Source organism: Parvibaculum sp., assembly GCF_045863935.1.
Lineage (GTDB): Bacteria > Pseudomonadota > Alphaproteobacteria > Parvibaculales > Parvibaculaceae > Parvibaculum.
Window position 1 is genome coordinate 1 of the sequence record NZ_BTVP01000028.1, and the last position, 19,454, is coordinate 19,454.

At 63.4% G+C, this 19,454-nt stretch carries 19 protein-coding genes; 6 read left to right on the forward strand and 13 right to left on the reverse strand.

Annotation, left to right across the window (positions count from 1 at the left end):
* On the reverse strand, positions 1 to 624 hold a 624-nt coding region (locus ACKUUH_RS12220), incomplete at its 3' end, for an amino acid--tRNA ligase-related protein (RefSeq protein ID WP_407950198.1).
* Between the two features lie 118 nt (positions 625 to 742).
* Positions 743 to 1,312 (reverse strand): hypothetical protein, encoded by a 570-nt coding sequence (locus tag ACKUUH_RS12225; RefSeq protein ID WP_407950199.1) that lies wholly within the window; start codon positions 1,310 to 1,312, stop codon positions 743 to 745.
* Between the two features lie 283 nt (positions 1,313 to 1,595).
* Here ACKUUH_RS12225 and ACKUUH_RS12230 point away from each other — a divergent pair, with 283 nt between their 5' ends.
* Positions 1,596 to 1,826, forward strand: a complete 231-nt coding sequence (locus ACKUUH_RS12230; RefSeq protein WP_407950200.1) for a multiprotein-bridging factor 1 family protein — start codon at positions 1,596 to 1,598, stop codon at positions 1,824 to 1,826.
* 63 nt (positions 1,827 to 1,889) lie between these two features.
* The gene (rnd, locus tag ACKUUH_RS12235; RefSeq protein WP_407950201.1) at positions 1,890 to 3,047 is read left to right on the forward strand and encodes a ribonuclease D; all 1,158 of its coding nucleotides are present in this window, start codon (positions 1,890 to 1,892) and stop codon (positions 3,045 to 3,047) included.
* A 12-nt stretch (positions 3,048 to 3,059) separates the two neighbouring features.
* Here the strand turns inward: rnd and ACKUUH_RS12240 are convergent, their stop codons facing one another.
* The 6 genes from ACKUUH_RS12240 to ACKUUH_RS12265 all read right to left on the reverse strand — a co-directional run bounded on the left by ACKUUH_RS12240 (position 3,060) and on the right by ACKUUH_RS12265 (position 10,378).
* Complete coding sequence (locus ACKUUH_RS12240; protein WP_407950202.1) at positions 3,060 to 3,404, reverse strand: YbaK/EbsC family protein; 345 nt, start codon at positions 3,402 to 3,404, stop codon at positions 3,060 to 3,062.
* 188 nt (positions 3,405 to 3,592) lie between these two features.
* A complete protein-coding gene (gene ppx, locus ACKUUH_RS12245) occupies positions 3,593 to 5,089 on the reverse strand; it encodes an exopolyphosphatase (protein ID WP_407950203.1) in 1,497 nt (498 codons plus the stop codon).
* 33 nt (positions 5,090 to 5,122) lie between these two features.
* Entirely contained in the window at positions 5,123 to 7,327 is a 2,205-nt protein-coding gene (locus ACKUUH_RS12250; RefSeq protein WP_407950204.1) for an RNA degradosome polyphosphate kinase, read from the reverse strand.
* Positions 7,328 to 7,428: 101 nt separating this feature from the next.
* Positions 7,429 to 8,094 carry an HdaA/DnaA family protein gene (locus ACKUUH_RS12255; protein WP_407950205.1) on the reverse strand — a complete coding sequence of 222 codons (666 nt, stop codon included), beginning with the start codon at positions 8,092 to 8,094 and terminating at the stop codon, positions 7,429 to 7,431.
* A gap of 2 nt (positions 8,095 to 8,096) precedes the next feature.
* Entirely contained in the window at positions 8,097 to 9,194 is a 1,098-nt protein-coding gene (locus ACKUUH_RS12260; RefSeq protein WP_407950206.1) for an AI-2E family transporter, read from the reverse strand.
* A gap of 23 nt (positions 9,195 to 9,217) precedes the next feature.
* Entirely contained in the window at positions 9,218 to 10,378 is a 1,161-nt protein-coding gene (locus tag ACKUUH_RS12265) for a DUF2066 domain-containing protein (protein ID WP_407950207.1), read from the reverse strand.
* 182 nt (positions 10,379 to 10,560) lie between these two features.
* On the opposite strand from ACKUUH_RS12265, the gene purM reads away from it, so the two are divergent.
* Genes purM through ACKUUH_RS12280 form a run of 3 tightly spaced genes read left to right on the forward strand, consistent with a single transcriptional unit; the run spans position 10,561 to position 12,835 of the window.
* Positions 10,561 to 11,652 carry a phosphoribosylformylglycinamidine cyclo-ligase gene (gene purM / locus ACKUUH_RS12270; RefSeq protein ID WP_407950208.1) on the forward strand — a complete coding sequence of 364 codons (1,092 nt, stop codon included), beginning with the start codon at positions 10,561 to 10,563 and terminating at the stop codon, positions 11,650 to 11,652.
* Positions 11,649 to 12,296 (forward strand): phosphoribosylglycinamide formyltransferase, encoded by a 648-nt coding sequence (gene purN, locus ACKUUH_RS12275; protein WP_407950209.1) that lies wholly within the window; start codon positions 11,649 to 11,651, stop codon positions 12,294 to 12,296. The genes purM and purN overlap by 4 nt, the downstream gene beginning before the upstream one ends.
* Positions 12,293 to 12,835, forward strand: a complete 543-nt coding sequence (locus tag ACKUUH_RS12280; protein ID WP_407950210.1) for an NADPH-dependent FMN reductase — start codon at positions 12,293 to 12,295, stop codon at positions 12,833 to 12,835. The genes purN and ACKUUH_RS12280 overlap by 4 nt, the downstream gene beginning before the upstream one ends.
* Positions 12,836 to 12,841: 6 nt before the next feature.
* On the opposite strand, the gene ACKUUH_RS12285 is transcribed toward ACKUUH_RS12280, so the two are convergent.
* Both ACKUUH_RS12285 and ndk read right to left on the reverse strand, forming a co-directional pair.
* Positions 12,842 to 13,612, reverse strand: coding sequence for a potassium channel family protein (locus ACKUUH_RS12285; RefSeq protein ID WP_407950211.1), 771 nt, complete (start codon positions 13,610 to 13,612; stop codon positions 12,842 to 12,844).
* A gap of 108 nt (positions 13,613 to 13,720) precedes the next feature.
* Positions 13,721 to 14,143: a nucleoside-diphosphate kinase gene (ndk, locus tag ACKUUH_RS12290; RefSeq protein ID WP_407950212.1), complete on the reverse strand. Its 423-nt coding sequence runs from the start codon at positions 14,141 to 14,143 to the stop codon at positions 13,721 to 13,723.
* Positions 14,144 to 14,240: 97 nt separating this feature from the next.
* Here ndk and ACKUUH_RS12295 point away from each other — a divergent pair, with 97 nt between their 5' ends.
* Positions 14,241 to 16,157 carry an ATP-binding cassette domain-containing protein gene (locus ACKUUH_RS12295; RefSeq protein WP_407950213.1) on the forward strand — a complete coding sequence of 639 codons (1,917 nt, stop codon included), beginning with the start codon at positions 14,241 to 14,243 and terminating at the stop codon, positions 16,155 to 16,157.
* A 172-nt stretch (positions 16,158 to 16,329) separates the two neighbouring features.
* Here ACKUUH_RS12295 and ACKUUH_RS12300 read toward each other — a convergent pair whose 3' ends face one another.
* From ACKUUH_RS12300 to ACKUUH_RS12310, 3 genes are all read right to left on the reverse strand, one after another.
* Complete coding sequence (locus tag ACKUUH_RS12300) at positions 16,330 to 17,256, reverse strand: MBL fold metallo-hydrolase (RefSeq protein WP_407950214.1); 927 nt, start codon at positions 17,254 to 17,256, stop codon at positions 16,330 to 16,332.
* 127 nt (positions 17,257 to 17,383) lie between these two features.
* Positions 17,384 to 17,833: a DNA polymerase III subunit chi gene (locus ACKUUH_RS12305; RefSeq protein ID WP_407950215.1), complete on the reverse strand. Its 450-nt coding sequence runs from the start codon at positions 17,831 to 17,833 to the stop codon at positions 17,384 to 17,386.
* 10 nt (positions 17,834 to 17,843) lie between these two features.
* Entirely contained in the window at positions 17,844 to 19,337 is a 1,494-nt protein-coding gene (locus ACKUUH_RS12310; protein WP_407950216.1) for a leucyl aminopeptidase, read from the reverse strand.
* Between the last annotated feature and the right edge of the window lie 117 nt (positions 19,338 to 19,454).

The following is a 19,454-nucleotide window of genomic DNA, read 5'->3' on the forward strand; positions in this document are numbered from 1 at the left end:
CACCATGATGAGCTGCTTGAACTGCTGCGGCGCCTGCGGCAGCGCATAGAACTTGCCGGGGTGCATGCGCGACGGCACCAGGAAATCGCGCGCGCCTTCCGGAGAGGACGCGGTGAGGATCGGCGTCTGGAATTCGTTGAAGCCCGCATCGGTCATCCGCCTGCGGACGGAGGCGATGATCTTCGAGCGGAGCAGGATGTTCCGGTGCAGTGTCTCGCGGCGCAGGTCGAGGAAACGGTAGCTGAGGCGGATGTCTTCGGGATAGTCCGGCTCGCCGAAGACCGGCAGCGGCAGATCCTGCGCCTCGGACAGCACCTCGAGCGAGGAGACCGCAATCTCGATTTCGCCGCTGGGCAGGTTCGGGTTCACGGTCTCGGCCGAACGCGCGATGACCTTCCCCTCGATGCCGACGACGAATTCGGAACGGACCTTTTCCGCAAGGCCAAAGGCCTCTGCCCGATCCGGATCGAAGACGAGCTGGGTCAGCCCGTAATTGTCGCGCAGATCGATGAAAAGGAGGCCGCCATGGTCGCGCTTGCGGTGGACCCAGCCGGCGAGACGGACCGTCTCACCCACATGCGACTTGCGAAGCTCGCCACAGGTGTGGCTGCGGAAACTGCTCATTATTCTAAGGCCTTGGGATTCCAGAACGAATCGGCGGAAGATAACCGACGGTGTACCTCCGGCGAACGGGAAAAGCGCACGGATGGGCGGCCCTTGTCAAGGGCGGCGGGCGAGGCGCTCAGGCCAGCTGGTTCATATGTCCGGGCGGCTGGTCCGGGATGCGTCGGGTACCGGTCACCAGTTCCAGAATTGTGCGGTCGGGGGGGCTGCGACGATGGCGGGGCTTTGGCGGCGATGTTGGCGAGTTCCCTCGCCCGGCAATCACCCGGGCGGCCAGGGTCCGCAGCTTCGAAAGGTGACGGATCAAATCGGAATCGTCGGCGATCCATGCCTCTCGCACGAAGGCCAGGAGAATGTCAGTCTTCACCAGCACGTCATGGGGCGTATCGCTGTCGGTTTCGAAAGCCCGGCAGAACAGAGCTCTAGCCGATATGGTAAGCCCGATATCGAGATAATCCCCCTCCTTGTCCTGACACATGTTCGAAACGGCCAGCAGCAACTCGGCGCACCGCGCGTCCGCCTCGATCGACCTGTGCGGGAGGGCGGCAAGAATGGAAGATGTCAGCTTCTGCGCGAGAGCGGACTTCCAGGTCAGGAGGTCCCGTTCCCCCACAGGGGCTGCCTTCAAAACGTCGCGGACGTTTCTGACGACAAGTTCGATGATGGCCACCGGGCTGTTCGCAATCATGAGATGCTCACAATGCTTGGTTAGACCCAGGATTTCAGTCGACTTTTACTTAAACTCTGACGCCCACGTAGAACGGTCTTTAATCGCCTGTGTTTAGCCTCAAGTCGAAAGCGTATAGTCAACCAGTACAGAATATAAAGAAATCAAGGTCCACATCCGATCAATGGTACAATGACACTTTTAGTATCATAGACGCAACTAATAATTGAGTGAGTACAGAATTCGCAACGGGGCAACACGACAAGAAAAACCGGGGGCAGAGATATGAAAGAAAGCAGCGGGAATGCTAACTGCCGAACAGATAAAGGCTGCCCGAGCCCTCTTGAGCTGGGGACAAAGCGACCTGGCGGAGGCCTCCGGCCTTTCGCTGCCCACGATAAAGCGGGTTGAGGCGGCACGGGGAACCATCCGGTCCACCCCTGCAACCATCGCCGCCATCCGCAAAGCCCTGGAGGCGGCGGGGATCGATTTCATCCAGAATGGCGTGGTCGGCGTCACCCGCAGGCATTTGTAGGCGCCTGCCAGGCCGGCTTCGTTGGCCGCGACAGGAGCCACGAGATCGGCTATAGAGCGGCGCATGGAAATCATTACGACAAACGAGGCCCTGAAGGCCGCCTGCGCCCGGCTTTCGACGGCCGGATTTGTCACCGTCGATACCGAATTCATGCGGGATTCGACCTTCTGGCCGATCCTGTGCCTGATCCAGCTCGCGGGGCCGGAAGACGAGATCATCATCGATCCGCTGGCCCCCGATATCGACCTTGCCCCCTTCTACGCCCTGATGAAGAACCGGAAGGTCGTGAAGGTTTTCCACGCGGCCCGGCAGGACATCGAGATATTCTATCACGAGGGGGATGCGATCCCCGATCCGCTCTTCGACACGCAGGTCGCGGCCATGGTTTGCGGCTTCGGTGACTCGGTCGGCTACGAGACTCTGGTCCGGCGGCTCACGGGCGGCAGCGTCGACAAGTCCTCGCGCTTCACGGACTGGTCCAGGCGGCCGCTTTCCGAGAAGCAGCTCCAGTATGCGATGGCGGACGTCACCTATCTCCGCACCATCTACGAGGTGCTGGCCAAGCGCCTCACCCAGACCAAGCGTTCGCATTGGGTGGCCGAGGAAATGGCCGTGCTGCAGGACCCCGAGACCTATGCCATGCGGCCTGAGAACGCGTGGAAGCGGCTCAAGATGCGCTTTCGCGGGCGCCGGGGCCTCGCCGTGATGGTGGAGATTGCCGCCTGGCGCGAACGGCAGGCGCAGGAGCGCGACATGCCGCGCTCGCGCATCATGAAGGACGATGCACTTTCCGAGATCGCAACGCAGCTTCCCAAGAGCGTGAGCGACCTCGACGCGTTGCGCGCCGTGCCCAAGGGATTTTCGAACAGCCGCGCCGCTGCCAGCCTGATGGAAGCGGTCGAGCGCGGCCTCGCCATGAAGGAAGAGGATATCCCCGTGGTCGAGGGGCCGGAGCCTCTCCCGGCGGGAATTGCGCCATTGGTCGAGCTCCTGAAGGTGCTGCTCAAGCAGAAATGCGAGGAGCACGACGTGGCGCAGAAGCTCGTCGCCAATGTGAGCGACCTCGAACTGATCGCCGCCCATGCGGAAGCCGACGTGCAGGCCCTGAAAGGCTGGCGGCGCGAACTCTTCGGCGAAGACGCGCTGCGCCTCAAGCGCGGCGAACTCGCGATCGGCGCAAAGGGCAAGCGCATCGTCCTGATCGAGACGCCGAAGAGCTAGCGGCAGTCCGCGTCACATATGCCTTGCGATGGAGCCATGACTTGCATTGCCCATCAGCCGGGCAAAGTTCGCACCGCTCATATGCACCAGCGTTTTGTGGTCTCCCGCCTCGAAATAGATTTCCGGCTGCGTCGCGACCGCATCGTCGTAGCAGACCTTCATCCCGTAAGGCTCGCCCAGCGGCGGCAGCGCGCCCGCGTCGCAATCGCGGAAGCAGCTCTCGATCTCGGCTTCCGTCGCCAGACCGATGCGCTCGTCCAGCATGTGCGAAAGACTGGCCAGGTCGAGCTTGCAGGCGCTCGGCGATACGGCTCGTCGAGACCTCGCGCGGATGCCTGACCTCTTCGTAGTCGACATTGTTGTCGCGCAGATAGGTGAAGAGCTTGACCGACATTCCCATGATCGTCTCCTCCGGTGGACCGGACGACGGATCTTCTGAAGGGGGCCGCGCAAATCCCGCCGCGCCTTCAGCGTCCGGCATTGGGTTACGTCGAAGTTAATTCTAGAGCGGAAGGGCCCCGCTCGCCAGCGAAAGCGGTCGGACGCTACTTTCCGATCCGGATGTCGCTCTTGCGGCCCAGCGCGCGGGCGAGCGCGGCCAGACGCTTCGCGACCACCTCCCCCACCAGCGCCTCGTACTTCTTCGGCACGATAAGGGTGAGTGTGTTCTTGCCAGCGTCGAAGCGCGTCTTCGGCAGCATGCCCATGGTGGCGCCGGAAAGCGTGAAGGCAAGGCGCAATGCGAGACCGAGGACCAGGGCGCGCTCGTTGTCGCGTTCGGTCATGAATGGCGTAAGGTTGCCGAGCATTTCAGGCTCTCCCCTGCCCTCATGCCGGTGATAGCCGACGCGGGCCAGATATAGCCTGCCCCGGTGGTCGATGCCGGAGAACGGCGCGAGCAATATCTGCGTCATCGCATGATGCGCGCGGTAGTCCGGATGCACGTACCAGCCGATATCGGCAAGAATACAGGCGGCATGACGAAGGCGAGCTTCTTCCGCCGTTTCGTCCAGCACCCCTTCGGCGAAGATCGGCGCTGTCCATTTGAAGAATTCGTTGCCGTGCTGCGGGAAGCGCGCGAGTCGCCCTGCGAGATCGCGGCAGCCTTCGATGAGCGGATCCTTCTGCTGCTCCTTCTTGTCGAGATATTCGAACAGAAGGCCCTCACGCAGCCCATAGGCGGAAACGACAATTTCCTTCGCCCTCGACGCGCCGATCAGCTTGTCGAGCACCAGCGCGCCGAAAGGCAGCGCTTCGACGCGGCGTTCCGAGACATCGGGAATCTGCGCGAGCGACTTCGGCCCCAGCTTCTCGATGACACGGGAAATGTCGGCGGCATCGCGCGCCGGAATGACATATTGATGGAGAACATGGATCGGGTAGTTGCGCTGGGCCATGTGGATGCGGGCGAGATTTCGCCAGACACCGCCCACGGCATAGATCGGCTTGCCCTGAAAATCCTTCAACCAGTTCTGCTCGCCGAGCGTGCGTTCGACAAGGGCTTCGGCCTCGGCGAGGCTGCCATGCGAGAGGTCCATCAGGCGGAGCGGCCCGAGCGGAAGGGTCGCCCCCGCACCGGGCTTTCCGTCCGCGACCGGCACCAGCTCGAGGCTGCCGCCGCCAAGATCGCCGACGAGCCCGTCCGCCTGCGGAATGCCTGAAAGGACGCCCTGCGCCGAAATACGGGCCTCGTCCATTCCGGACAGGAGCATGATCTTGAAGCCGCAGATTTTCTCCGCGCGTTCCAGGAAAGCGGGTCCGTCTTCCGCGTCGCGGACCGCGGCGGTCGCCGCCACCACAAGCCTCGGCACACCGATCTGCTCGCTGAGCGCCATGAAACGGCGCAGCGCATCGAGAGCGCGCTCGATCCCCTTGGGGTCGAGGCGGCCAGTGGAGGCAAGGGAGCGCCCGAGCCCTGCCATGACCTTTTCGTTGAAGACGACGACGGGGTTGCGTTCGACGCCCGCATAGACGACGAGGCGGACGGAATTCGATCCGAGATCGACGATGCCGAAGCGGCCTCCGGCTCTTGCGCGGCTCACAGCTTGTCCTCCGCCGCTTGCCGCAAGACAGGCTTAAGCCGACTTGATGTCGAACTTGGGTGGAATGTTTTTCTTGAGAGAGGTGCCACGCCCGGAGAGGCTCGCGTTATTCATGAAATAGGTATGGGCGTTGAACGGCTCTTCGCCCTCGCGCACCATGATTCGCTTATACGTGCCGTCCGGATGCAGTTCGTAACTCTGCTGGTTGTCCTTCAGATTGGCAACCATGATCTGGTCGAGGACCTGATCGTGAACCGTGGGGTTCAAAATCGGGACAAGTATCTCCACCCGGCGGTCGAGATTGCGCGGCATCCAGTCCGCCGACCCGATATAGACCTTCGCGCGGTCGTTCGGCAAGCCATAGCCATTGCCGAAGCAGACAATGCGCGAATGCTCCAGAAAGCGTCCGATGATGCTTTTCACGCGAATATTGTCCGAAAGGCCGGGCACGCGGGGACGCAGGCAGCAAATGCCTCTCACGATCAGGTGGATCTGGACGCCGGCCTGGCTCGCCTCGTAGAGCTTGTCGACGATCTGCGCATCGACGAGCGAGTTCATCTTGGCCCAGATGGCGGCCGGGCGTCCCGCCCTGGCGTGCCCGATCTCGGCATCGATATCGGCGATCAGGCGCGAGCGCATGTTGATCGGCGAAATTGCAAGAAGTTCGAGATGCTTCGGCTCCGCATAGCCGGTGATGTAGTTGAAGACCTGAGAGGCGTCATGGGCCAGACGCGGATCGCAGGTGAACATCGAGCAATCGGTATAAATTTTTGCGGTAACGGCGTGATAATTGCCGGTGCCGAAATGCACATAGGAGCGGAGCTGCCCACCCTCGCGGCGCACCACCAGCGAAATCTTCGCGTGTGTCTTGAGTTCGATGAAACCGAAGACGACCTGCACGCCCGCCCGTTCGAGATTCCGTGCCCAGACGATATTCGCCGCCTCGTCGAAGCGCGCCTTCAATTCGACCAGAGCCGTGACCGACTTGCCGGCTTCGGCCGCCTCGATCAGCGCCTGCACGATGGGGCTGTCCTTCGAGGTCCGGTAGAGCGTCTGCTTGATTGCAACGACGTCCGGGTCGGCCGCCGCCTGGCGGATGAACTGCACGACAACGTCGAAGGACTCATAGGGGTGATGGACGATGATGTCCTTGGAACGGATCGCGGCGAAGCAGTCGCCGCCGTGATCCCGGATGCGTTCCGGGAAGCGCGCGTTATAGGGCGGGAACTTCAGGTCCGGCCGGTCGTCGACGATGAGCTGGCTCGTCTGGGCAAGGCCGAGAAGGCCCTCGACGGACACGAGTTCGCGCTCGGTGACGCTGAGTTCGTGAACCACAAATTGGCGAAGCGAGGCCGGCGTGCGCGCCTCGATCTTCAGGCGGATGACGCTGCCGCGGCGGCGGCGCTTCAGCGCGCTTTCGAAATAGCGCACGAGGTCTTCGGCTTCTTCCTCGATTTCGATATCGCTGTCGCGCAGAAGCCGAAACGCACCCTGCCCGATCACCTTGTATCCGGGGAAGAGCCTGTCGAGGAACAGGCCGATCATGTTTTCGAGGCTGACGAAGCGGATGCCGGGCGCGTCGTCGCGGGTCGGCAGGCGGATGAAGCGTTCGACCTGCGTCGGCACGGGCAGGAGCGCATCCATCAGCTTGCCGTCGGAAACACGGCGAAGCTGCAGGGCAAGCGCAAAGCCCAGATTTGGAATGAACGGGAACGGATGGGCCGGGTCGATCGCAAGCGGCGTCAGAACGGGAAAGACCTGTTCGAGGAAGCGGGTCTCGAGCCAGGTGAATTCCTCCGGCGTCACCTCCTCCGGTTCGAGGACGGCAAGGCCGTTGTCGCGCATCTCGTGGCGGAGCGAGACCCATTGGCGCTGCTGCTCGCGCATGAGCTCGTTCGCCATCGTGTTCACGAGGTCGAGTTGCTGGGCCGGCGTACATCCGTCCTGGCTCAGCGTCGTCACGCCCGCGCTCACCTGGCCGCGAAGGCCGGCCACGCGGACCATGAAGAATTCGTCGAGGTTCGATGCGGAGATCGACAGGAAGCGGAGCCGTTCGAGCAGCGGGTGGTTCGTGTTCTGCGCCTCTTCCAGCACGCGCATGTTGAAAGCGAGCCAGGACGCCTCGCGATTGATGAAGCGGTCGGGATTGTCCAGACGCATCGGCGGCGTCTCCGGGGCGGGAGAAACCGGCTCCTGGTCGACGGGCTCGACGGCGGGGCTCTGCGGGGCGGAGGTCATGAGATCACTTCTGCAAAAGCGGCAACAAGTCTCTGCTATCGCTTAATATTATGACAAACATATGACTGAGTCATGACTCCGCGCTTACGTTTGTGCCCGGCTCAGTCCCGGCCGAGGATTTCCGCGGCCAAAGGCACCGTCACCGGCCGCTTGCCGGAGAGGGAGGCGCGGTCGAGCCGGGCCACGATATCGCGCGCCACGGCGACGGACCGTTCCATGCGGCTTGCGAGGTAAGCGACGACCTGCGGCGTCACCCGGAGCTGGCGGTCGTCGAAGAGCTTCACGAGGATGCCCGTCAGAAGCGCATCGTCCGGGGGGCCCAGTTCGGCCTGAGGCACGGCCCGCAGGCGCGAGACGAGATCGGGCAAGGTGAGAGGCAGCCGCGCAACCGGCACACGCGAGGTGATGAGGAGCGAGGCGCCCTCCGCCCTTACGAGATTGACGAGGTGGAAGAGCGCGCGTTCGCCGTCGGCGGCAAGGGCCGCGAGGTCTTCGAGGATCAGGTTGCCGCGCGCGACCAGCGTCGGGATGCCGGCTGTGTCGAGTTCCGCCGGCGTCACCGTGACCGCGCCCGATGCCGCGCGCCACACTTCGGCGAGATGCGTCTTGCCGCTGCCTTCAGGCCCCGAAAGCGCGACGATGCGGTCCGGCCAGTCCGGCCATGAATCGATCAGCGCGACGGCCGCTTCATTGGGAGGCGCGACGAGAAAATCCTCCCTGCCCGATGCCGGGCGATGGCCGAGTTCGAGAACAAGCTGGCGGATCATGGCTAGCTGTCGGTGTCGCGTGGAGGGATGACCTCGCCCGGCGAGGCGCCGAGATAGAGCTGGCTCCGGCGGTACTGCGCGACGCCGAAGCGGGCGAGGACGCCGAGCGCGGCGGCAATCGGCAGCGCGAGCAGCGCGCCGACGAAACCGAACAGGGCCGCAAAGGCGAAAATGGCGAACATGACCCAGACGGGGTGCAGACCAACGCGGTTGCCGACAAGTTTCGGCGAGAGGAAATTCCCTTCGATGAACTGGCCGATCGCGAAGACGCCGACCACCAGGCCGATCTGGAAATAGTCCGGCCAGAACTGGAAGAGCGCCAGGGCGACGCCGACAATGAAGCCGAGGATCGTTCCGAGATAGGGAATGAAACTGATGATGCCCGCAAGGATGCCGACGACGAGGCCGAACTTCAGGCCAACCAGCGTCAGGCCCACGGCATAGATGAAGCCGAGAACGAGGCAGACAATGACCTGCCCGCGCACGAAGCCTTCGAGGACCGTGTTGATGTCACGGGCGAGCTGACGGATCGTCTCCTGATGATCGCGCGGCAGCAGCGCGTCGACGCGCTCCACCATGCGATCCCAGTCGAGCAGCATGTAGAAGGCGACGACCGGCGTCACCACGACGAGCGAGACGAGGCCGACGATCTGCAGTCCTTGCGAGCCGAGCGACGTGACGATGTTCACCAGCCAGTCGAACGAGCCGCTGAGATTTTCAGAAATCGCCCGCTCGACATCGGGGCCCTGCACGCCCAGCAGGCGGCCGATCCCTCCGTCGCCGACCTTGAGCAGAAATTCCTGTCCGCGTTGCAGCACCGTGGGTGCCAGTTCGATGAGTGCAATGAGCTGGTTGTAGAGGACCGGGACCAGCACGATCAGCAGGACGACCGCAATGAGGATGAAGGTGATCGTGATGACGCCCGTCGCCGCGCCGCGCGAGAGACCGTATTCCTCCAGCCGGTCGGCCAGGGGATCGAGAAAATAGGCAATCGCCATGCCGGCAACGAAAGGCAGGAGAATGCCCTTGAGCAGCCAGAGCACGATGATGAACACGGCGATGACGGCCGCCCAGATGGCGATCTGCCGTTGCATGCTCATGCGAGGGGCTCCCTTTCCATCGGCTATTGCCGGATGCTGAGGCGCCAGCGCGGCGCGGAACGGACGGCCGCGGCACCCATGGGTGCCACATCGTCTTCCACGGGCCTTGCTTCGGCCGGTGCCGCCGTCCGGTCGGACAGGGTGACATTCTGTTGCGCGAGCGAGAGCGCCAGCATTTCGGTGCTGCCCTTGTGCGAGATGCGGATTTCCGCCCCGCGCGGAGAAATGCCGGCCACTTCCATGTCCTGCACGAGGGGCGTCGAGGTCAGTCCTTTCCGGATCGTCTCCCATTCGGAAAGGGTCGCGAAATCGGCCTGCACCGTCAGCGTCGAGAGCTTGCCGTCGCGAACGATGATCTGGCGCTTCCACTGAACCGCGATGCCGCTCAGCATGTCCGCAGCAGCGGCAGTCATCAGTTGGGGCAGGTCGCGGCCCTCCGCTCGATATGTGCCGTTCAGAGGTTCGGAAGGCGCCGCACCGCCGCGATGCGTCAGCGTCACCTGCAGCGTGCCGTCGGCGCCGAGCGCCGCCACCGCCACGACCACCTCGGAGGCGCCGTAATTCGCGGCGAGGTCCGAAAGCGCCGTCCCCGCTTCTTCGCTGTCCGAGATGGCCGTCTCCGCCGGCACCGCGCTCATTTCCATGATTTCGCCGATGGGCAGGATCAGCGGCGCCAGTTCATCTGCCGGGTGAAGCGACGCCCAGGCATCGCGCCAGGGATTGTTCTCCTCCCAAAGCACAAGCTTCCCGTCTTGCCGGAGCACGGGCAGAAGGAGGGCGGGCCGGGCCTGCGTCTCGGCGAAAGGAATACCCGCCCCGCGCAGCAGGCGGCGCACGGCCTCCGGCTGGAAGCTCACGATCATCTCGGCGATATAGCGGGTGGAACTCGTCTTCTCGCTCGCCACCTGAAAGCCGCGCACGGCGTTCTGAGCGGTGGCGTCGTCGACGGCGGGAAGCGATGCCCAGTCGTCCGGCAGGGTCAGCTTCTTCATCATGGCGATCAGCGCGAGGCGCTGCCCCTCGACCTGGGCGGCGCTTCGGGCGGCCGTGGCGCTCTCGGCCGTCTTGTCCACATGCACCCCGCGCACGGTGAAGATGTCGGCAGCGGCCGCAGGCGCGGCCAGAAGGGTGGCAAGAGCAAGGGCGCACAGCGGCGCACGCAGAAGCCTGAAGGCAGAAATCATGGATAGACCCTTGATCCGTCTCAACATTCGGCGATTCATCCTGCCGCCGCGCCGCACACTATAGCACCGCGAAGCGAGCGCGAAGGCGGCGCTCCGGGCTTTTTCGCCTTTCTCTTGCGCCGGGGGGCGATTTCGGGTGATTTGTGCGCTCCGCAGCCCAACCGAGTCCCGTAGAGAGCGACATGGCCCCCACCCCCCCGAAGGACCGTCCGAACCGCTATAGCTATGCCGGGGCGGGCGTCGATATCGACGCCGGCAACGAACTGGTTCGCGCCATCGGCCCGCTGGCGGCCTCCACCAGGCGCACAGGCTCGGATGCCGCCCTGGGCGGTTTCGGCGGGCTCTTCGACCTCGCCGCCTGCGGCTTCAAGGATCCGGTCCTTGTGGCGGCGAATGACGGCGTCGGCACCAAGCTCAAAGTCGCCATCGAGGCCGACATCCACAATACGGTCGGCATCGACCTCGTCGCCATGTCGGTCAACGACCTCGTGGTGCAGGGCGCCGAGCCGCTCTTCTTCCTCGACTACTACGCGACCGGCAAGCTCCATGTGGATGTGGCCCGCGACGTGGTGGCGGGCATCGCCGAGGGCTGCCGTCAGGCGGGCTGCGCGCTGATCGGCGGCGAGACGGCGGAAATGCCGGGCATGTATGCCAAGGGCGACTACGACCTCGCCGGTTTCGCGGTCGGCGCCGTCGAGCGCGACAAGATCCTGCCCCGTGGCGACGTGGCGCCGGGCGACGTGCTGCTCGGTCTCGAATCCTCGGGCTTCCATTCAAACGGCTATTCGCTCGTCCGCCGGATCGTCGAGGACAACCGCCTCTCCTACTCCGCTCCCTTCCCGCATGGCGATGGCGCCAGCATCGGCGAAGTGCTGCTCGCGCCCACGCGCATCTATGTGAAGGCGATGCTGAAGGCGATCCGCGAGACCGAAGCCGTCAAGGCGATGGCGCATATCACCGGCGGCGGTTTCGTCGAGAATATTCCCCGCGTGCTGCCGGAGGGCGTCGCAGTCGAAATCGACGGCGCGTCCTGGGCGATGCCGCCGGTCTTCCGCTGGCTGATGGAACTGGGCGGGCTCGAAGACGCCGAAATGGGCCGCACCTTCAACTGCGGCATCGGCATGGTGGTCGTCGTGCGCGAGGACCAGTCGCTCGAAGTCGCGGATGCGCTCGCCGAGGCCGGTGAAACTGTCCACTACATCGGACGTCTCACGGAGGCGACAGCGGGCGCACCCCGCGTCAGCGTGAAAGGCGCATTGGGCAGCAAGGCGTGAGGATCGGCGTTCTCATTTCCGGCCGTGGATCGAACCTCAAGGCGCTGATCGGGGCCTGCGAGGAGCCGGGCTTTCGTGGGCGTATCGCGCTCGTGATTTCCAACCGGCCGGGCGCGGGCGGACTGGCGGTTGCCAAAGCCGCCGGCATCCCCACGCTCGTCATCGACCACAAGGAATTCTCGACGCGCGAAACCTTCGACGCCGAACTCGACCGCGCGCTTGCCAATGCAGGCGTCGACCTCGTCTGCAATGCCGGCTTCATGCGCATTCTGACGGACGGTTTCGTCGAGAAGTGGCGCGACCGGCAGCTCAACATCCACCCTTCCCTTCTGCCCGCCTTCAAGGGACTGCACGTCCATCAGCGAGCGCTCGACGCGGGCGTGAAGATCACGGGCTGCACGGTGCATTTCGTGCGGCCGGAAATGGACGAAGGCCCCATCGTCGCGCAGGCCGCCGTGCCCGTGCTGCCCGGCGACACGGCGGAAACGCTGGCCGCGCGCATCCTCGAGGCCGAGCATAAGCTCTATCCGCTGGCGCTGAAGCTCGTGGTCGAAGGCCGCGCCCGCGTGGTGGGCGAGCATGTGGTGCTCGACCATGATGGCGAAGCGGTAACAGGCTCTCTCTTCGTCCCGGCAGAGAAGTGATCTCCCTCCTCGCCATTTCGGGAAGTCTGCGCCGCGCATCGTCGAACACGGCACTCCTGGAAGCTGCGACGGCGCTCGCGCCTCCGGAGATTTCCGTCATGATCTATGATGGCATCGGCGACCTTCCGCATTTCAATCCGGATATTCCCGACGACCACGCACCCCCTGCCGTTATGCGCTACCGCGCGGCGCTTGCTGCGGCCGACGGTGTCATCTTCTCGACGCCCGAATATGCACATGGGCTTCCCGGCGTGCTCAAGAATGCGCTCGATTGGGTTGTCGGCACGAGCGAACTCGTTGAAAAGCCGGTCGTTCTGTTCAACGCCTCGCCGCGTTCGACCTATGCCGTAGCCTCGCTCACGGAAACGCTGACCGTGATGTCGGCTCTCCATATCGAGGCCGCTTCTGTCACACTGCCCCTTCCCGGCCGGGCGCTTCCCGAAGGCGGCATCGCCGCCGATCCCGAGCTGTCCTCGACGCTCAGGCACGCTCTTTCCAGATTTGCAGAGGCGATAAATCGGCGCAGCGCCGAGGCCTGACGCCGCTCAGCCCAGCCCCTCGGTCGCGATGTGGATCGTCGCGCCGCAGTGCTTGCAATGCACGGCGTCCGGGTCGTGACGCATGAGCCCGCAGACCTTGCATTCATGCGTGACCTTGTTGGGACGGAAGAGCACCTGTGCGAGGCGCAGGAAGAGCGTGACGCCAAAGATCATGACAATGACCGAGAGCAGGCGCCCCCCGGTACCCGGCAAAGTGATGTCGCCAAACCCCGTCGTCGTGAGCGCCGTCACCGTGAAATAGAGCGCATCCGCATAGTTGCCGATGTCCTTGTTGGTGTAACGCTGCGTCTCGTAGACAAGTCCCGTCATCACGAAGATGAAGACGCAGAGGTTGACTGCCGCGATGATCACTTCCTCATGCGCCCGGAAGAACCGGAAGTCCTGACGGAGAAGTTCCAGCGTCCGGTATGTCCGCAGAAGCCTTACCGTTCGCAGAATGCGCAGGAAGCCCAGACCTTCACCGACGACCGGCGCCAGGAACGAGACGATCGCCACCATGTCGGCAAGGTTTGCCGGATGGACGAAATTTCTGATCCTGTTTCGGTCGATGGTGAACCGGGCGGTGAAATCCGCGAGGATCAGGACGCCGATCGCCGCGTCCGCAATCTCTATGTAAACCGAACGAGGTGTAAACGAGGTTGCGACGATGAAAAGAATCGTCACGACGTCAAAAGCCATCAGACCGTAACGGAAGCGTTGGGCCTCCTCAGAGTTGCCCTCGTAGTACTCCCGGAGTCGGTCAGCCAGTCCGTTCATTGTTTCCTCGCCGCCGCTGCACGAAAAGAGACCCTATACGGCGCCCCGAATGCAGAAAAGCCCCGCCGTTCGAGGGCGGGGCTTTCCGAATTCAGCGGCCAATCGAAATCAGCCGACGATCTCTTCGTCCTTGAAGAAGTACTTGATCTCTTCGGCGGCCGTCTCCGGCGCGTCGGAGCCATGGACCGAGTTCGCCTCGATCGACTCGGCGAAGTCCTTGCGGATCGTGCCGGCATCGGCGTTGGCCGGGTTCGTCGCGCCCATCACTTCGCGGTACTTCGCGACGGCGTTCTCGCCTTCGAGCACCTGGACCACGACGGGGCCGGACGTCATGAAGGAGACGAGATCGTTGAAGAAGGGGCGTTCCTTGTGGACCGCATAGAAGCCCTCGGCCTGCGCCTTCGACAGATGGAGGCGCTTCGAGGCGATGACCCGGAGGCCCGCGCTTTCGATGCGGTCGATGATCTTGCCGGTGATGTTGCGCCGGGTCGCGTCCGGCTTGATGATCGAGAAGGTCCGTTGGAGGGCCATGCTCAGCTTTCCCAAATTGTGCAGGTGGAAGATTTGGCGCGGTTTATAGCTGGGCTTGGTGACGCGGGCAACCGGTGGTGCTAAAAGCCCGCCCATCATGTTGCATATCAACGATCTGACCTTCCGAATGGAGGGGCGCCTGCTCCTCGACCATGTCACCGCCGCCGTGCCCCCCGGCCAGCGGACGGGCTTTGTCGGCCGCAACGGCACCGGCAAATCCACCCTGCTGAAGCTCATCACGGGGGAATACGGGCCGGAAAGCGGCAGTATTTCCTATCCGAAGAGCTGGCGGATCGGCATGGTCCGGCAGGAGGTGCTGGCGGGGCCGACCTCTCTGATCGACACGGTGCTGGCGGCCGACGCGGAGCGCGCGGCGCTACTGACGGAAGCCGAAACGGCGACCGACCCTCACCGGATCGCCGAAATCCATACGCGGCTTGCCGATATGGGCGCTCATTCGGCCCCTTCCCGCGCGGCCACCATTCTTTCCGGCCTTGGCTTCGACGAGGCGGCACAGGCCCGGCCTTGCGCCGATTTCTCGGGCGGCTGGCGGATGCGCGTCGCGCTTGCATCCGTTCTCTTCTCCGAGCCCGACCTGTTGCTTCTCGACGAGCCGACCAACTATCTCGACCTCGAAGGCACGATCTGGCTTGAGGACTATCTGAAGAGCTACCCCTACACGGTCCTTATCGTCAGCCATGACAAGGACCTTCTGAACAATGTGGCGCAGAACATCCTGCATCTGGAGAACCAGAAGCTCACCTTCTACAGCGGCAACTACGACCGCTTCGACCGGACGCGGCGCGAGAAGCTGATGCTTCAGCTTTCCATGAAGAAGAAGCAGGACGATGCGCGCCGCCACATGGAAAGCTTCATCGAGCGCTTCAAGGCGAAGGCGTCGAAGGCGCGGCAGGCACAAAGCCGCATGAAGGCGCTCGCCAGGATGGAGCCCATCGCGGATGTGCTTCAGGAGCGCGTGCTGCCTTTCCACTTCCCTGTGCCCGAGAAGCCGCTCGCCTCGCCCATCATCCGGCTCGAACATGCAAGTGTCGGCTACGAGCCCGGCAAGCCGGTGCTGAGCAATCTCGATCTCCGCATCGACCAGGACGACCGCATCGCACTGCTCGGCGCGAACGGCAACGGCAAGTCGACCTTTGCCAAGCTGCTCTGCGACCGGCTGCACGTCACTGGCGGTCACAAATATGCGTCGAAGAAACTTCGCATCGCCTATTTCGCGCAGCACCAGCTCGACGAGCTCAACATGGGCGACACGCCCTATGAGCATTTCCGCGAGTTGATGCCGAATGCGACGATTGCACAGGTGCGCGCCCGTGCCGGTTCCTATGGCTTCGGCGCCGACAAGGCGGATACGAAGGTCGAGAAGCTGTCGGGCGGCGAGAAGGCGCGTCTCCTCTTCGCCATCGCGACCTTTCACAAGCCGCATATGATCATCCTCGACGAGCCGACGAACCATCTCGACGTCGACAGCCGCGAAGCGCTCGTCATGGCGATCAACGAATATGACGGCGCCTTCATCCTGATCAGCCACGACCGGCATCTGGTCGAAACCTGCGCCGACCGCCTCTGGCTCGTGGCGGACGGGTCCGTCGCACCTTATGACGGCGATCTGAACGATTACCGCAAATGGCTTCTCGATCCCGCAAGGCGCATCAAGCCGCTGGTCGCCGAAGACGACGCCGAAGCGGACGCACCGCCTCCGCCTCCCCGTCCGTCGAACGACAAGAAGGAAGCCCGCCGCCTCGCCGCGCAGAAGCGCGAGCAGATGGCGCCGCTCAAGAAGAAGGCGCAGGCCGCCGAGCAGGAGGTTGCTCGCATCCAGAAGCTCGTCGAGGCGCTGACAGCGAAGCTGGGCGATCCGAAAGTTGCGGGCGATCCCGCGGCCTCTGCCGCGACGGCGAAGGAGCGGGCAGACGCTCTCAAGGCACTCGCGCGGGCCGAGGATATCTGGCTGGAGGCGAGTTCGAGCTACGAGGAAGCGGCGGCGGTAGATTGATCCGTCAACGGATAATCTGCCGCCGCCCTCGTTTTCGCTGAAAACCGGGGATTACTTTTTCGTCGCCTCTTTTCGCGGGTTGTTCCGTATCGGCTGGCGACCGGGTTATACCCGCCCTCCGTCACGCCGGAGCGTTTTGTGACGTTTTCATGACATTCGTATGACAGCCGGCCTATTCCGGGCTGCCAAACCCCTCCATCAGCAGGCCGGCTTCGACGAGATTGCCCACCATCTCGCCGTCGTGACCCGGCACGATCGCGATTTCGGGTTCGGCCTCGGCAAGCGCACTCAGCGCCTTGAGCTGACCGAAAACGGCCATGCGGTCTTCCCTCAGGAAGAACTGCGTCACCAGACGGGCACGCTCGCGCAGAACCTGAATGTTGCGATATTTCCAGGCCACGTCGCCGATGAAGAGGACCTCAGTTCCGTCCGTCATCTGAACATAAATCATCTGGCTGCCCGGTGAGTGACCCGGCGCCTTGATGAGCACGATACCCGGCGCCGCGACCTCGTAATGGTCGTAGGAAAGCGCCTGATAACCGTCCAGCGCACCTTCGGGAAACTTGGCGGGCACGCTTCGTTCCGGGTGATCGACCTGCTCCTGCGTCAGCCGCGTTGCCGGCAGGACAGCAGGCAGATCGGAATGGCCGGTAAGGCCACCGATGTGATCCATGTGCTCATGCGTGATGAGGATGAGCGACGCACTCTCCATTGCCTTCGACATGCGCGCATGGGCTTCGCTATCGAAGGAGGCAACGTTTTCGCCACCGATTTCCTCGGTGAGCGCCGTATCGATGATGACGCTGCTATCGGGATAAACGAGCCGGTAGGAAAAGACAGGCATGTCGCGCTGCGCCCAGCCGTCGCCCGCTACGATGGCCGTCGCCGGGAACGTGAATGAGGCGACGTTCTCGAATTCGATCTTCCCGGGCTTGTCGCCGGGAACGGCCGCGACCATGCGACGAATCTTGCCGATGTCGAGTTCATATTCGGCCTCGGCAGGCACGGTGCTTTCGACGACGAACCAATAGTAGCCGGCGCCCGCAACCACCAGCAGAACCGCCAATGCGCCCAGCACAACACGAAGCCATTTCGGCATGATGCCCTCCCCCTTGATGCTCACCCTTGTCCGAGCGGCATGATGGGTCCGGCTGACGGACAAATCAATCGTTCAGGGATGTATGGCGGTTCGCCGGTTTTCGAGGAGCCACGCTTCCGGATGGCGGTCAAGCCTTCTTTTCCCAGCGGCCCTCGCTGCTTTGCTGCCAGTAAGTCGCGTCGTGACCTTCGGCCTTGATCGTCTTCCAGTGCTTGCGCGCGGCGGCCACCGCGGCCTCGTCCTTGCCGTCGAACATCAGCACGCAGCGTTCATAGTCGCCAATCGCCACCGGTTCCGCTCCATCGACGAGAAACAGGACATTGGCCTCGTTCGGATTGTCGTCCTCGGCCGTCAAATAGACGGGCATGAGCGCCGGAGGCCCGTCCTCGCGCGTTCCATGCGGCAGAAAGCTGTCGTCGCTATAGGTCCAGAGAACATTGTTGATCGAATCCAGCCGCTCCGGACCGCCCGCCTTCACGACGGCTTTCCAGCCGCGCTCCAGCGAGCGTTCCAGCAGTTGCGGCAGCACCCGTTCCAGAGGGGCGTTCTGCAGATGGTAGAACAGAACCTCCGTCACAGGCGCTCCTTTAGTGTTCGTAGTGGTCCGCCACCAGGCGGTTGAGAATTCGCACGCCCCAGCCCGACCCCCAGCTCTGATTCGTCGCCGTCTGCGGCGAGGCCATGGCGGTGCCGGCTATGTCGAGATGCGCCCATGGAACCTTGTTCACGAAGCGCTGCAGAAACTGCGCAGCGGTAATCGAGCCGCCATCCCGGCTACCCACATTCTTCATGTCGGCGAAACGCGACTCGATCATCTTGTCGTAGGCTTCGGCCATCGGCATGCGCCAGACCTTCTCGCCTTCCGCCTCTCCCGCGTCGGAGAGTTGCTTGGAAAGCTTGTCGTCGTTGGAGAAGAGACCCGCATATTCCTTGCCGAGCGCAACCATGATCGCGCCCGTCAGCGTCGCGAGGTCGACCATGAACTTCGGCTTGAAGCGATCCTGCGTGTACCAGAGCGCGTCGGCCAGAACGAGGCGGCCCTCGGCGTCCGTGTTGATGACTTCGATCGTCTGACCCGACATGGAGGTGACGATGTCGCCCGGCCTTTGCGCCTTGCCGTCCGGCATGTTTTCGACCACGCCGATGACGCCAATGACATTCACCTTTGCCTTGCGTGCGGCAAGGGCGTGCATGAGACCCGTAACACAGGCAGCGCCCCCCATATCGCCCTTCATGTCTTCCATGCTGGCTGCCGGTTTCAGCGAAATGCCGCCCGTGTCGAAGCAGACACCCTTTCCGACGAAAGCAACCGGCTTTTCGCCGGGCTTGCCGCCCGACCAGCGCATCACGATGAGCTTGCTCTCATGCTCCGAGCCATGGCCAACGCCGAGAAGCGAGCCCATGCCGAGCTTCTTCATCTGCGCCTCGCCGAGCACTTCGACTTTCACGCCGAGCCTGGAGAGAGCCTTGGCGCGCTTGGCGAATTCACCGGGATGCAGAATGTTTGCCGGCTCGTTCACGAGGTCGCGCGTGAGGAATATACCCTCCGCGATCTTCGCGAGCGGTGCATATTGCTTGCGCGCGGCTGCAGGCGCGCGCGTCAGAACGGTGAGCGACTTGAGCTCACCTTTCTTGTCGTCGTCCTTCTTCTTCGTTTTGTATTTGTCGAAGCGGTAGGAACGAAGTTTTGCCCCGAGAGCGACATGGGCCGCTGCATCGGCCGCCGGCATCTTGGGCGCCGAAATGCCGTCGAGTACGATCGACAGCGAGGTCTCCTTCGCCTTCGCGGCACGGCCGGCGAGCTCACCGCCCGCCTTTTCGAGCCCCGCCCCCGAGAGATCGCCGGATTTTCCCAGTCCGGCCAACAGGACCCTGCTGGCGCTCACGCCCTGCGGGCCTACCAGCTCAAGGACCGTGCCGGACTTGCCGCTGAAGTTCGCCGCCTTCATCGCCCGCTTCAACGCCCCCCCAAGCTTGGCGTCGAGGTCGGCGGCAACGCCGCGCAGCGACGCCCCTTCGGTAACGAGAACCGCAAGGGTTCCCTGCCTGGCAAGCGAAATATCGGCGAAAGTTACATTCATTTCAGGCCTCGTCTGATCTGCCGCACGCTGGCGCTGGCATCACGCACTTTTACCGGGAGGTGAAATGGGATAACCATGATCCCAATGCTGCCCGGCAACACGGCGCGTATCCTATCT

Bases quoted from the DNA above. Each gene is read 5' to 3' on its own strand.
- ACKUUH_RS12225 (WP_407950199.1), bottom strand. From the start codon at position 1,312: ATGATTGCGAACAGCCCGGTGGCCATCATCGAACTTGTCGTCAGAAAC.
- ACKUUH_RS12230 (WP_407950200.1), top strand. From the start codon at position 1,596: ATGCTAACTGCCGAACAGATAAAGGCTGCCCGAGCCCTCTTGAGCTGG.
- rnd (WP_407950201.1), top strand. From the start codon at position 1,890: ATGGAAATCATTACGACAAACGAGGCCCTGAAGGCCGCCTGCGCCCGG.
- ACKUUH_RS12240 (WP_407950202.1), bottom strand. From the start codon at position 3,404: ATGTCGACTACGAAGAGGTCAGGCATCCGCGCGAGGTCTCGACGAGCC.
- ACKUUH_RS12250 (WP_407950204.1), bottom strand. From the start codon at position 7,327: ATGACCTCCGCCCCGCAGAGCCCCGCCGTCGAGCCCGTCGACCAGGAG.
- ACKUUH_RS12255 (WP_407950205.1), bottom strand. From the start codon at position 8,094: ATGATCCGCCAGCTTGTTCTCGAACTCGGCCATCGCCCGGCATCGGGC.
- ACKUUH_RS12260 (WP_407950206.1), bottom strand. From the start codon at position 9,194: ATGAGCATGCAACGGCAGATCGCCATCTGGGCGGCCGTCATCGCCGTG.
- ACKUUH_RS12265 (WP_407950207.1), bottom strand. From the start codon at position 10,378: ATGATTTCTGCCTTCAGGCTTCTGCGTGCGCCGCTGTGCGCCCTTGCT.
- purM (WP_407950208.1), top strand. From the start codon at position 10,561: ATGGCCCCCACCCCCCCGAAGGACCGTCCGAACCGCTATAGCTATGCC.
- ACKUUH_RS12285 (WP_407950211.1), bottom strand. From the start codon at position 13,612: ATGAACGGACTGGCTGACCGACTCCGGGAGTACTACGAGGGCAACTCT.
- ndk (WP_407950212.1), bottom strand. From the start codon at position 14,143: ATGGCCCTCCAACGGACCTTCTCGATCATCAAGCCGGACGCGACCCGG.
- ACKUUH_RS12295 (WP_407950213.1), top strand. From the start codon at position 14,241: ATGTTGCATATCAACGATCTGACCTTCCGAATGGAGGGGCGCCTGCTC.
- ACKUUH_RS12300 (WP_407950214.1), bottom strand. From the start codon at position 17,256: ATGCCGAAATGGCTTCGTGTTGTGCTGGGCGCATTGGCGGTTCTGCTG.
- ACKUUH_RS12310 (WP_407950216.1), bottom strand. From the start codon at position 19,337: ATGAATGTAACTTTCGCCGATATTTCGCTTGCCAGGCAGGGAACCCTT.